This is a genomic window from Clostridium omnivorum, assembly GCF_026012015.1.
GTDB lineage: Bacteria > Bacillota > Clostridia > Clostridiales > Clostridiaceae > Clostridium_AX > Clostridium_AX omnivorum.
This window is the reverse complement of sequence record NZ_BRXR01000001.1, coordinates 2,167,501-2,180,085: the sequence shown is the minus strand read 5'-3', so window position 1 is coordinate 2,180,085 and position 12,585 is coordinate 2,167,501. Positions and strand designations below refer to the sequence as shown.

14 protein-coding genes, 1 tRNA gene and 2 rRNA genes (1 of these 17 only partly in view) are annotated in these 12,585 nt (G+C 34.5%); 5 read left to right on the top strand and 12 right to left on the bottom strand.

The genetic code is table 11. The annotated features are described in order from the left end of the window. The first annotated feature begins 60 nt into the window (after nucleotides 1-60). The gene (locus bsdE14_RS10425; protein ID WP_264849860.1) at nucleotides 61-567 is read left to right on the top strand and encodes a tryptophan transporter; all 507 of its coding nucleotides are present in this window, start codon (nucleotides 61-63) and stop codon (nucleotides 565-567) included. A gap of 134 nt (nucleotides 568-701) precedes the next feature. Here the strand turns inward: bsdE14_RS10425 and bsdE14_RS10420 are convergent, their stop codons facing one another. The 6 genes from bsdE14_RS10420 to bsdE14_RS10395 all read right to left on the bottom strand — a co-directional run bounded on the left by bsdE14_RS10420 (nucleotide 702) and on the right by bsdE14_RS10395 (nucleotide 5,808). Beyond that, complete coding sequence (locus tag bsdE14_RS10420) at nucleotides 702-1,364, bottom strand: ABC-2 transporter permease (RefSeq protein WP_264849859.1); 663 nt, start codon at nucleotides 1,362-1,364, stop codon at nucleotides 702-704. 11 nt (nucleotides 1,365-1,375) lie between these two features. Beyond that, nucleotides 1,376-2,029 (bottom strand): ABC-2 transporter permease, encoded by a 654-nt coding sequence (locus tag bsdE14_RS10415; protein ID WP_264849858.1) that lies wholly within the window; start codon nucleotides 2,027-2,029, stop codon nucleotides 1,376-1,378. A gap of 12 nt (nucleotides 2,030-2,041) precedes the next feature. Further along, entirely contained in the window at nucleotides 2,042-2,896 is an 855-nt protein-coding gene (locus bsdE14_RS10410; RefSeq protein WP_264849857.1) for an ABC transporter ATP-binding protein, read from the bottom strand. Between the two features lie 183 nt (nucleotides 2,897-3,079). Then, the gene (locus tag bsdE14_RS10405; RefSeq protein ID WP_264849856.1) at nucleotides 3,080-3,457 is read right to left on the bottom strand and encodes a GntR family transcriptional regulator; all 378 of its coding nucleotides are present in this window, start codon (nucleotides 3,455-3,457) and stop codon (nucleotides 3,080-3,082) included. 184 nt (nucleotides 3,458-3,641) lie between these two features. Further along, the gene (locus tag bsdE14_RS10400) at nucleotides 3,642-4,610 is read right to left on the bottom strand and encodes an N-acetylmuramoyl-L-alanine amidase family protein (RefSeq protein WP_264849855.1); all 969 of its coding nucleotides are present in this window, start codon (nucleotides 4,608-4,610) and stop codon (nucleotides 3,642-3,644) included. Between the two features lie 274 nt (nucleotides 4,611-4,884). After that, nucleotides 4,885-5,808: a transposase gene (locus bsdE14_RS10395; RefSeq protein ID WP_264849854.1), complete on the bottom strand. Its 924-nt coding sequence runs from the start codon at nucleotides 5,806-5,808 to the stop codon at nucleotides 4,885-4,887. Nucleotides 5,809-6,009: 201 nt separating this feature from the next. Between bsdE14_RS10395 and bsdE14_RS10390 the strand changes: the two genes are divergently transcribed. The 4 genes from bsdE14_RS10390 to bsdE14_RS10375 all read left to right on the top strand — a co-directional run bounded on the left by bsdE14_RS10390 (nucleotide 6,010) and on the right by bsdE14_RS10375 (nucleotide 9,434). Next, the gene (locus bsdE14_RS10390; protein WP_264849853.1) at nucleotides 6,010-6,690 is read left to right on the top strand and encodes a response regulator transcription factor; all 681 of its coding nucleotides are present in this window, start codon (nucleotides 6,010-6,012) and stop codon (nucleotides 6,688-6,690) included. A gap of 92 nt (nucleotides 6,691-6,782) precedes the next feature. Beyond that, nucleotides 6,783-7,706 (top strand): ABC transporter ATP-binding protein, encoded by a 924-nt coding sequence (locus bsdE14_RS10385; RefSeq protein ID WP_264849852.1) that lies wholly within the window; start codon nucleotides 6,783-6,785, stop codon nucleotides 7,704-7,706. Beyond that, nucleotides 7,699-8,493, top strand: coding sequence for an ABC transporter permease (locus bsdE14_RS10380; protein WP_264849851.1), 795 nt, complete (start codon nucleotides 7,699-7,701; stop codon nucleotides 8,491-8,493). Before bsdE14_RS10385 ends, bsdE14_RS10380 begins: the two co-directional genes overlap by 8 nt. A gap of 89 nt (nucleotides 8,494-8,582) precedes the next feature. Further along, nucleotides 8,583-9,434, top strand: coding sequence for a sensor histidine kinase (locus bsdE14_RS10375; RefSeq protein WP_309298118.1), 852 nt, complete (start codon nucleotides 8,583-8,585; stop codon nucleotides 9,432-9,434). A gap of 15 nt (nucleotides 9,435-9,449) precedes the next feature. On the opposite strand, the gene bsdE14_RS10370 is transcribed toward bsdE14_RS10375, so the two are convergent. From bsdE14_RS10370 to bsdE14_RS10345, 6 genes are all read right to left on the bottom strand, one after another. Further along, nucleotides 9,450-10,058, bottom strand: coding sequence for a sugar O-acetyltransferase (locus bsdE14_RS10370; protein WP_264849849.1), 609 nt, complete (start codon nucleotides 10,056-10,058; stop codon nucleotides 9,450-9,452). Between the two features lie 14 nt (nucleotides 10,059-10,072). Next, on the bottom strand, nucleotides 10,073-10,555 hold the full coding sequence (locus bsdE14_RS10365) for a hypothetical protein (protein ID WP_264849848.1): 483 nt from the start codon (nucleotides 10,553-10,555) through the stop codon (nucleotides 10,073-10,075). Nucleotides 10,556-10,594: 39 nt separating this feature from the next. Beyond that, the gene (locus bsdE14_RS10360; RefSeq protein WP_264849847.1) at nucleotides 10,595-11,323 is read right to left on the bottom strand and encodes a metallophosphoesterase family protein; all 729 of its coding nucleotides are present in this window, start codon (nucleotides 11,321-11,323) and stop codon (nucleotides 10,595-10,597) included. A gap of 101 nt (nucleotides 11,324-11,424) precedes the next feature. Next, nucleotides 11,425-11,500: transfer RNA gene (locus bsdE14_RS10355), tRNA-Lys, on the bottom strand. Nucleotides 11,501-11,539: 39 nt separating this feature from the next. Next, nucleotides 11,540-11,656 (bottom strand): 5S ribosomal RNA (gene rrf, locus bsdE14_RS10350). A gap of 115 nt (nucleotides 11,657-11,771) precedes the next feature. Further along, nucleotides 11,772-12,585 (bottom strand): 23S ribosomal RNA (locus tag bsdE14_RS10345) (it continues 2,093 nt past the right edge of the window).

Genomic DNA, 12,585 nt, shown 5'->3' with positions numbered 1-12,585 from the left:
AATGAAGATTCATCTGACTGGTGGCAAATTAAAATATTTATTTTAAAGGAGAAATGTATTATGAATTTAAGAAAATTAGTTTTAAGCTCACTACTGCTGGCCATAGGATTAATACTCCATCAAATAGTTCCAGCCATATTTATGGGCATGAAACCAGACTTTTTTTTAAGCATGATGTTCATTGCAATTTTTCTGGGCGATGACTATAAATTAGCTCTAATTGTAGGTGCTGCTGCAGGTATATTTACTGCACTAACTACTACTTTCCCAGGTGGTCAAGTCGCTAACATTGTTGATAAACTAGTAACCTGTAACGTTGTATTTATACTATATAGGCTTACTAAAAACAAGTTAAATTCTCAAGTTCAAATGGCTATTATAGCCTTTATTGGAACTCTAATTAGTGGGCTTGTATTTTTAGGAACAGCCCTACTATTCTTTGGACTTCCAGCGCCTTTCTCAGCCTTAGTATTAACTGTTGTCGCCCCTGCAGCCTTGATAAATACAGCAGCATGTTTAGTCCTCTATAATGCTGTTTCCCTTGCTCTGAAGAGAATTAGCTATTAGTTGTGCTACGTGCCACGGGGACGTTTCGTTTGACACACTATCATTCCTTATGCTTGTCAAATATGCCATGCGAAACGTCCCTTTGACACACTTTGACATATAAATAAAGTGGTAGGACATAAACTACCCTACCACTAAAACTCCTTATTTTTATATATTCTAGTAGATATGCTGCTGGATGCAATTAAAAGTAATATAACAACGGCAGACAAACTAATCAAAACCAAATCTGTATTATCAGTTACAAAAGTAAGAACCTTAACTAAGTGATACTTTTCAGGATTTCTTGCTGCTTTGCTATAAAATTCAGGAGATATAAATATTATTAAGTAGAAAAATAATGTAACTACTCTAAGTTTTTCTCTTCCTAGTTTAAAATACAGAGGATAATAAATAGAAAATACTAAACCAAGTACTATGAAGCTAATAACATACATATTAATGTTAAATGCGGCCGTACTATTTATATTGATAACTCTTGCAATAAAGGAAAAAATCAGTATTAAAATGGAATATAATATTATAAGAATTTGTAGATATATATATTTTGCATTTATTATTTGCTCTCTATTAACTGGCAGACTGTTCAGCATTACTTCGCTTTGCCCCTTCATTTCATATCCATTAGAATACATAACGGATAAATAGGAAGCTGTGGTTATATAAAAAACATAAAAGAAATTGGAAACTATGCCTGGCGTAAAACAAGCTGCTGCTGCTATTCCTATTCCATAAAGTACATAAATTATCATATACTTTTTTTGAAGTAAAAACTCCTTAATCACTAAATTATACATAATAAACCTCTCTATAATTCTTTGCTTTCATAGCAGTTAATAGAAATAAAGTATGATACTACGAAGATTAATAGTAGCACTAACCCTCCCACAAGCTGAAGACTACCACTAGATAGACCATTTATAAAGCTTAAAAATGAAGACGCATCTCCATCACTTACATTTTCAGCCACTGTAACTACTGATGTAAAAAATGCAAAGAAAATAATAAAGCTAGCAATTCTTGCTTTAGTATATCCAAACTTAAAATACACTGGGTAGCTAATACTGGTTACAAGCACACAGGAAACTAATATTTTCTTTATAACTGCTAGCGTAATATAATCTAGCTTTATAAACTGTACATTTAACAAATTAGCTACTGCTCCAATTAAAGCCATTATCAAAATTGAAGCTGCTGCATATACGAAAACAGATAAATACCTAGCTTGAACCATTTGATTCCTTGTAATAGGAAGACTTGCCATAACTTTTTCACTTCCATACTTTTCATCTATGGCAAAAGCTCCTGAAGATACTGTAAAAGCAATGGTAACTGTAATTAATACATATAATGCATTGGAGCCTACTCCTTGCATAAAAAATATAGCAAACACTATATACAAAAGCATATACATAACAGTTTTCTTTTGTATAAGAATATCCTTAAAAATTAAATTAACCATAATATATCCTCCCTATTTTCTCACTGTATAGACCATAATATCTTCAAGGGATGGCTTTTCAATAATTATCTTATCACCAAATACTCTTTTAACTTTATTTAAATTATTTGTTAGTGCCTCAAAACCAAAGGCATTTTCCCTAACTGTTATAAACTCTTTTTTTGTATCAGCATCTAATAGCTCTTTTCCACCCTTTATTAGCGCATAACTGTCTAAAATCTCATCCTTAGGACTTGAAAATACTATTTCTCCATTGTTAAGAAAGGTTATATAGTCTGCGATTTTTTCCAAATCTGTAGTTATGTGTGTTGAGAAAAATATGCTTTTACTCTCATCCTGTATAAGAGAATATAATATATCTAATATTTCGCTCCTAAACACAGGATCTAAGCCTGAGGTTGGCTCATCCATAATTATTAGCTCAGCCTTATGGGATAGCGCCACTGCTAGAGATAATTTCATCTTCATTCCTTTTGAAAGAGCCTTTACCTTTTTCTTTGGATCCAAGTCAAATTGCTTTAAATAATTGTTAAAGGCTGCATTATCCCACTGTCTATAAAAAGGTGATATTATAGTTTTTATTTCATTAATAGTAAGTTCATCATAGTAATAATTTTCATCATAAACAAAACCTATCTTTTGTTTAACTTCCCTTTCATTTTTTATATTATCTAAACCAAATACTTTAATTTCTCCAGCATTCTTCTTTATTAAATTCATAATAAGCTTTATGGTAGTACTCTTTCCTGCACCATTTGGTCCAATAAAGCCCATTATATATCCTCTTTCCAAAGTAAAGTTTATATTTTTAAGTGTAAAATCCTTATATTCTTTTCTAAGGTTCTTAACCTCTAATATTGTACTCATATACTCCTCCTTATTAGTGGTCGCACGGGTTAACTTAACCGTGCCTATTCTCATCGTCAAGTGTCCATGGTAATTTATAACGCTAATTATCATTATCTAAATTATCCTTTTAAGGTCATTTAACCCTTAAACCCCGTAAAGGTCCATTTAAGGCTTTTATCTCCTAACCAATGATACTACAGCTTATTTGCTCATATCATAGAGCACCGTCAGCATTTCTTTTAATTCATCTAAAGATAACTCAAGGATTTTGCTTTCATCGATGGCTTCTAAAAGTTTTTCCTCTAGTCCCTTAAGTCTTTTTTCCTTAAGCAATTCCTTGTTTTGAGAAGACACATAGGATCCCTTTCCCGGTATAGTTTCAATAAAGCCTTCCTTTTCCAGCTCCTCATAAGCCCTCTTCGTAGTAATAACACTTATTCTCAGCTCCTGAGCCAAATTTCTTATAGATGGCAGCGGTTCTCCTGCAGTGAGCTCCTCTGTCAAAATAGCACTTTTAATCTGATTTATAATTTGCTCGTATATTGGCTCTCCAGATGAGTTTGAAATTAAAATTCTCATAGATCTGCTCCTTTGCAAAGTGTACATATCGTATATACTGTATATATAACATATATACAGTATATACTCATCAATTTTTCTTGTCAATCCCTGGCTATTAAAAAATAAAGAATTCTATAGCAAAACTATAGAATTCCTTAAAAACAAATTTATTTAAATCTCTAATACTATTAATCTTCCAGCATTATTTTATTACTTGGTTTATTCCATCTGCTAATCCCTTTGCTAACTTATCCTGATAAGCCTGTGAGCTAAGCAGCTTGTCCTCTTCTACATTTGAAAGAAAACCCATCTCAACAAGTACAACGGGAACCTTAGACCAATTAAAACCTGTCATATCACTGCTTTCAATGACTCCTCTATTTTTCATGCCAACTTCATTTACCATAGTATTTAATATCGCTGCTCCATAATTCTTACTTGCTGCATAGATAGCTTTAGTATTTTCATTTATAGCAGCTGGTACTAACATTGATGCACCCTTGGCACTGCTGGTATCTGCTGAATCTGCATGTATTCTTATAACCAAAGCAGCATTTGCTTTATTTCCTATTTCTGCTCTTTCTACATTTCCAAGACTTTGATCTTCTCTAGTCTTAGTCATAACCACAGTATATCCTCTGCTTTGAAGTAAATCTCTTAATTTAAAGGCAACCTTAAGGTTAATGGACTGCTCTGAAGTTTTTGTAACAACTCCTTCAGCACCTCCACCATCCTTAATTTTCATTTGCGATGATCCAGGAGCTATAGGCTCTTTTTCTAGATTTGATCTATTTGCATGACCTGGATCAATTACAATAACCTTGCCACTAACATTTGTTACTACGGGAGCTGGCTGGGCCTTTGTACTATTATTACTTGTAGTACTTTTATTACTTACTGTAGTACTTGTCCTTGCATCAGATGCTGGAGCCGTAGGTTTTACAGGCTCTTTAGGCTTTTCTGCCTCCTTAGTATCCTTTACTGTGCTTGCTTGGTCTTTTGTACTATTATCTTTATCTTCAGAAGGCTTGTCCTGTTTTGCTGAGCTGTCTTCTATTACCTTCTGAGAACTAACTGCTACACTTTTACTTGAACTAGTATCCTTTGCTGAGCATCCTGTAAAACTAAATACAACTAATAATCCAATAATTAAAGCTAAGTTCTTTTTCATCTCTTCCTCCTATTGTGCGTTTATATATATATAAGTTTATCATATACCTTAAAAAGAATATAGAATATAGGGACGGTTAACATTTTAGAATTAAATACATTAATAGTAACTTACTGAAAAAAACGTGATATAAAATAAACAACTTCTTCGAATATCTCGATTCCATGTGGCAATAAGCTTGTACAAAATAATTTCATGCATAAGAAATAAAACCCTTAATGATTTTTCAAAAATAAAGGTATTCGCCAATCAAGCCTAATGCTATGTTCTCTCCTCAAGATACTTGTTGTGAAACAAATTGCTGAACAATATCCTTATACCTATCCTCCGTTGAAACAAGTTCTACCCCTATAGAACAAAGTTTTGATACTCTTGACTCTGTTATATTTCCAAGCACTTCACATATATTCTTTATTTTTAAATTACATAGGCTTCTCATTAGAAGAACTGCTAGTGCCCTTACTGCTTTTGTATTTCTACTGTTTTTCACATATATCATCATTTTATCTATTCCAGTTTCTTGTGATATAAACTCTATTACTTTTTCAGGTTCAAAATCCCTAACTAAAATTTTTCTTTCACTTCTATATTCTGTTTTTTCATCTTCAAACTCTATTTCGTTTTTTAGTTTTTCCTTGTCGCACATATATACAAGCTTTAGATATCTATCTCTCGCTTTGCTTACACTTGGCCCCATCATTTGCATTATGTAGGCCTCATCTAATAACCCTGAATCATCCTTTTCAAGGCCTAGATACACTTTCAAACTTGAATATTTATATCTTTCCGGACAATTCTCATAGCCACTTATTTGCAGCGGATTGTTATGAATATAAGCTGATAAAGTTATTAAATATCTGTCTGTATCTACTATTTTGCTTTTAAATCTATCTTGAAATACATGTCCATGCCTATTATGAATGCGGTTGAATGTCATGGCATATTTAAAATTTAATCCATGCATTATTTTTGATATATCTGCCCCATTAGAATCTATAATAAAGTGTGCATGATTGCTCATTATGCAATAAGCATACACCTTAAATCCATACATAATTTGAGCATACCTCATTTGCTCCAAATATATATCCTTATCCTTATTTTTCTTAAATAAAGGAACTTCCGTTATACTTCTGATCATAATATGATATATCGCATTCTCTGATTTTATCCTTTCAGTTCTTGGCAAATAAAACACCTCTCTATTTTATTAATTCATTTTATCTTAGATTATTAACCTTCAATGATACTGTTATTCAATTAAGTTATAAAAGCTGTTAACCGTCCCTTACTTTTGATATAATTAGTATTATTTGGTTATATACGGGATGGAATTTATGAGCTTTTAAAATTCACTGCAAGCTGTTCCACCTAATTTATAAATTATAGGGTGAATGAAATGGATAGAATTCTAATTATTGAAGATAGCAAAGATGTAAATCTTATGCTAGCAGAAACCTTAAATTGTGCAGGTTATAATGTAAAGTCTGCCTACACTGGAATTGATGGCATGAACGAAGTAAGAAAAGGAGATTATGATTTAATTATTTTAGATATTATGCTGCCTTACAAAAGTGGAGATGAAATACTAAAAGAACTAAGAACCTTCTCAGATGTACCTGTAATCATTATTTCTGCTAAGGATATGGTAAGCACTAAAATTGATTTATTAAAGCTGGGAGCCGATGACTACATAACTAAACCCTTTGATTTAGGAGAAGTTACAGCTCGTGTTGCTTCAAATTTGCGCCGATTTCATAAGCAGGAAAAAATAAATTCTGTTCTTAAATACAAGGACATGCTTCTAGATTCAAATACAAAACAAATCACGGTAAATGGAAAAGAACTGGATCTTACGGCAAAGGAATACCTTATTCTTGAATTGTTAATGCAGAATCTAGGCAAAGTATTTTCTAAAGCCAATATGTATGAATCCATATGGAAGGAAGAATATCTTGGAGATGATAACGCAATAAAAACCCATATGAGTAATCTTAGAAACAAGCTTAAAAAAGCAAATCCAAATGGTGAATATATAGAAACAGTGTGGGGACTAGGATACCGCTTATACAAGGAATAAATTATCTTTTTCCTTACAATTTTTTTATTACACTTAACCTTTTCTAAACCTTTTGCGACTAAACTTATTTATAGAAAGGTAAGGTGATTTAAATGAAAGAACATGTTTTAGTAGTAAATAATATTACTAAAAGCTATCACGGCGTTAATGCACTGCAAGATGTTTCAGTGACTTTAGATGCCGGTAGAATATATGGTTTAATTGGACAGAATGGTGCTGGTAAATCTACACTTATGCGTATTATTGCAGGACATTCTTTCCCTACCAGCGGCAGTATTGAACTCTTTGGACATACAGGAGAAAAAGCATTACAAATAGAAAGAAAAAGGCTTGGATGTATGATTGAATACCCTAGCCTTACCCCCAACATGACAGCAAAAGAAAATCTCAGGCTTCACAGAATTATGAGGGGAATTCCAAACAAAGAAATTGAGGATGAACTTTTAAAGCTTGTTGGCTTAAGTGATACAGGAAAAAAGAAGTCAAAAAACTTTTCACTTGGAATGAAACAACGCTTAGGTATAGCTATAGCTCTTCTTGGCAATCCGGAGTTTCTTATTTTAGACGAACCAATTAATGGTCTTGATCCATTAGGGGTTGTTGAAATACGTAATCTATTAAAGAAACTATGCGAAGAAAGGAATATGACTATTCTTATTTCCAGCCACAATCTGCCTGAGCTATATCAAACTGCAACTGATTATATTATTATTCACAAAGGTCAGATAAAACAGACTTTAACTCTTTCAGAGCTTGAAGAGCGTTCAAGGCATCATATTCTAATAGAATGTGATCAGCCAGAAAAGTTGGTGAGCGTATTAGAAATGAACCTGAACGCCACTAACTACAAGGTTATGCCAGATAAGTCTGTTAAATTATACGACTATATTGATGATAAAAAAGTCGTTGCAAAAGCTATTTTCGAAAACGGAATTATCGTTACGAACTTTTCTATTGCAGGTGATACACTTGAAAACTTCTTTATTTCTGTTATAGGGGGCGAAAAGAATGCTTAATCTAATTCAAGCTGATTTATATAAACCGTGGAAATCAACAGCAATTAAAGTTTTACTTGGAATTACAGTACTAAGTTCAGTGCTTATGACTATAATGGCATATGAGATACCAAAGGGTAATATTGATAAAAATATGACCGGAGTTGGCTTCATGTTTTCTGATGTGAATGTAATGAGCATCCTTGGCGCAGTTATAGCAAGCATTCTTATCTGCGGAGATTTTGAGAACAAGGGAATCCCTGATGCCATTGCAAGTGGCTGCAGCAGAAGTTCTATCATAGTTAGTAAGACTATAGCCTTTTGCTGTTCTATCGCTATTATCCTGCTCCCATATGCTATAACAACCGTTATTGCTCTATGTACGGGTTCGATTTTTAGTATGGGTTCTGTATCAGTAGGACTTCTAAATGTTTTAACTTCAGCATCTAACTCTTTTTCTACTGCACACATCTGGAAGCTGCTGGCTGTTATATTTACCTTGATTATAGTATATGGAGCACAGCTAAGTCTCTGCATACCACTTGCTTTTTCACTTAAGAAACCAGTCTTTGTGGTTGCAATATACTATGCCTTTACCATACTTTCTGCTCAGCTTTCGAATTTAAGTAGCAGCTCTAGCGTATTTAAAAATATATCTTCTTGCACTCCATATGGAGGAAATTACTCTCTAACCACATTAAATACTAGTTCAGGAGATATCCTTAAAGCAATAGCTGTAAGCATAATATTTACCTTTATAATGCTTGCAGTTACCTACAGCATATTTAGAAAGTCTGAAGTAAAATAAATGAAAGGTTGGTGAAGTCGTTGAAATTAGCTGTTTGTATTTTAGCTATTTCCACTGTCCCACTTTTGGCATATATAATCTTTATTAGATTGCAATTACATAGCATTAATAAGCAGCTTCACAAGCGACTCACCGAAAAAACACGTCAGCCTATAAGTTTAGAGCTCCAGAGCAGAGAACTAAATACTTTGGCTGTAAATATTAATAACTGCTTAAAGGCGGAGGAAACCCTCCGTCTTAATAGGATTCGTGAGGAAAAAAGATTTAAGGAGCTAATCGCAAATATTTCCCACGATTTGCGCACACCTCTCACAGCTATAAAAGGATATCAGCAGCTCATGAAAAGTGGAGAATTGACTGCTGTTCAAGAAAAAAGACTTGATACAGCTGAAAAATATACAGAGGAACTAGGACAACTGATTGAACATTTTTTTGAATACTCCTATCTGCTAACCACAGATCCAGAACTTAATATCGTGAGATTCAACCTCACTAACCTTGTTACAGAATATATTGTATCGTCAATTCCTATATTTGAAGAAAATAACTTAGCAGTATGCCTTGAGGACACTCCGCCTATTTTTGTTGATTCTGATAAAGAGATGGTTGCTAGGATTATACAAAACCTAATTCGCAATTGTATTCAGCACTCTAATGGAGATATAATAGTTAGGCTACTAACTGAAAAAAATGTAGTTATATCTTTCAAAAATCCTGTTAAAAACATCTCGCAAATTGATGTAGAGCGGCTCTTTGACAGGTTTTATACTGCTGATAAATCGAGAGGCGCTAGTACAGGTCTCGGCTTATCTATAGTTAAGCTCCTTGCTGAGCAGCTCGGTGGTAGTGTAAGTGCATCACTTGAAAATAATTTACTTTGTATACAAGTAAGTCTTCCATTATCCATTAATCAAGACATAAAAAAACTTAGTGCAACCTAACACTAAGTTTTTTTATTAATAATCTTCAACATCAAACTCTTTATCTTTATAATAATATTTCCTATCCTGTTCTGTTATCTGACGTATTACCCTGCATGGATTACCCACTGCCACAACATTATCTGGAATATCCTTTGTAACAACACTCCCAGCGCCAATTACAACGTTGTTTCCTATAGTTACACCTGGATTTATTACAACATTTCCACCCACCCAAACATTATTGCCTATAGTGACGCCAATTCCATACTCATAACCAGAATTTCTTGACTCTGGGTGAATAGGATGGCCAGCTGTATAAATAGCTACATTAGGTGCAAGCTGAACATTTTCTCCTATTATAACCTTGCCCACATCTAAAATTGTACAATTATAATTAGCAAAAAAGTTATTTCCTACTTCAATATTTTTGCCATAGTCGCAATGAAAGGGCTGTTCAATAAAAATATTTTCACCTGTTTTACCTAAAATATCTTTAATGAGCACATCCATCTTTTCACCTTCATCTGGACGAAGCAAATTGTAATCATATATTTTTAGCTTATTTTTAATTCGTTCCTCACTAAGCCCATCTAGCCATGCTTTATATGGTAACCCCGCTAGCATTCTTTCCTTTTGATTCACATTAATCTCTCCTTTTATCCATTATTACTTCGAATTTTATATTCTCCATACCCATAATTCAATAAAAAAGAAATAATAATTAGTAATCCAAATTCAATGAAACAATTTAGGACTACGTCTGCCAAATTATTCACCCCTGTAACTTCAAATAAAAAATCTAAAGGCATATTACCAATAATAGCTATAATAAAGGAAATACATATCAATCCAAAACTAAAGCCAATGGAATTAATTAAATAGTTTTTAATTCTTTCTTTTTTGCTGGTTACTGCTAATTCTCCATCAGATATTTTATGAAACGGTATTTTCTCATCTCTCATCCAAACAAAAATAATTGTAAAAGGTATCAAAACTAATAATCCTATTTCTAAGGCACAGTTTTCAATGTCGTTTGTAGTAAAAAATTTATAAAAGGTTGAAATAAGTAAATATATATAAGCAACGCCAATAGTAGCTGTGCAGGTCTTTAGCCCCAATTTAGTTTGTTTTTCATCCATGATTATTCCCCCATAATCCTCTCTATACTTAAATAATTTTTATTCCATAGAAGCAGTCAATATAACCTTCTTATATTCTTCTAGATAAGGAAACTTATTGTTAACTGCCATATCAATAACCTCATTTAATGGGTAACTAATTCTTCTATTTACTAATTTCATTTCATTGTCTGTAAAATCTAAAATACCATAGGATATTCTATCATCACCATCCAGTGAATTACCCACGCTTCCTACATTAAATATCTTTTTATTATCAACTTCACCTATAAAAGAAGTATGCGAGTGTCCACTTAAAATAACTTGTTCTTTAACCCCTTTTACAGCACGTTTCATTTCCTCTTCTGAAACACTGCTATCAATTGCTTCAACTATAGACTGTGGTGTTCCATGAACACAAAGTATTTTGACTCCATTTAACGTAATTGAGCATTCAAGCGGCAGCTCTTTGATAAATAGCAATTGATCTTCCTCTAAATTATCCTTTGCATATTTATAGTATGTATATAATTCTTTTTCTCTTTTCGTTGAAGGTATAAAGTTATCCGTTATTTCTTCAAACCACAAATCAGTATTACCTTTAACCCAAGCTACAATCTCTAAATCACTATTCCTCAATATTTCAAGAGACTCCGAAGGCATAGGCCCCTTCATTACTACATCTCCTAAAATAACAATCTTACTAATCCCCAAGCTTTTTAAATCCTCTATTGTATAATTTAATGCTACCGCATTACCATGAATATCAGATAGAACTGCTACTTTCATAAAAAACCCCCTTAATTTTACTTATGTATAATAAAGTATATCACATTTGCAGTTTCATCTATAAAAAAGCATAAAAAAAATCCACTCAAACGAGTGGATTTTGGTGGCTCACCGGGGAATCGAACCCCGGACACCATGATTAAAAGTCATGTGCTCTACCGACTGAGCTAGTGAACCACAATATTGTTTTTTAATTTAATATGTAAAAAACAAAAGACCTGGCAGCGTCCTACTCTTCCACAGGGCCTCCCCTGCAGTACCATCGGCGCTAAGAAGCTTAACCTTCGTGTTCGGAATGGGAACGGGTGTTACCTTCTTGCCATTACCACCAGATACATGATTAGTCAAAATCTTCGATTTTGCTAACTAATCAGTACTCCTCAACTCTGTTGAGCGAGTTTCCTTTAAGAGAATGTTATTCTCTCAAGACTGAACAGATTAAGAATATTTGGTCAAGCCCTCGACCTATTAGTATCAGTCAGCTAAACACATTACTGCGCTTACACCCCTGACCTATCAACCTTGTGTTCTTCAAGGGGTCTTACTAGCTTACGCTATGGGAAATCTTATCTTGAGGTGGGCTTCACGCTTAGATGCTTTCAGCGTTTATCCCGTCCCGACATAGCTACCCAGCCGTGCTCCTGGCGGAACAACTGGTACACCAGAGGTCAGTCCATCCCGGTCCTCTCGTACTAAGGACAGCTCCTCTCAAATTTCCTACGCCCGCGACGGATAGGGACCGAACTGTCTCACGACGTTCTGAACCCAGCTCGCGTGCCGCTTTAATGGGCGAACAGCCCAACCCTTGGGACCTACTTCAGCCCCAGGATGCGACGAGCCGACATCGAGGTGCCAAACCTCCCCGTCGATGTGGACTCTTGGGGGAGATCAGCCTGTTATCCCCGAGGTAGCTTTTATCCGTTGAGCGATGGCCCTCCCACGAGGTACCACCGGATCACTAAGCCCGACTTTCGTCCCTGCTCCACTTGTGGGTGTCGCAGTCAGGCTCCCTTCTGCCTTTGCACTCTACGAGCAATTTCCAACTGCTCTGAGGGAACCTTTGGACGCCTCCGTTACATTTTAGGAGGCGACCGCCCCAGTCAAACTGCCCACCTAACAATGTCCCACGACCAGTTTCATGGACTGTGGTTAGAACTTCAGTACTGTCAGGGTGGTATCCCAAGGGTGACTCCATAGGAGCTGACGCCCCTACTTCTCAGTCTCCCACCTATCCTGTACAGACAATACCGAAATTCAATGCT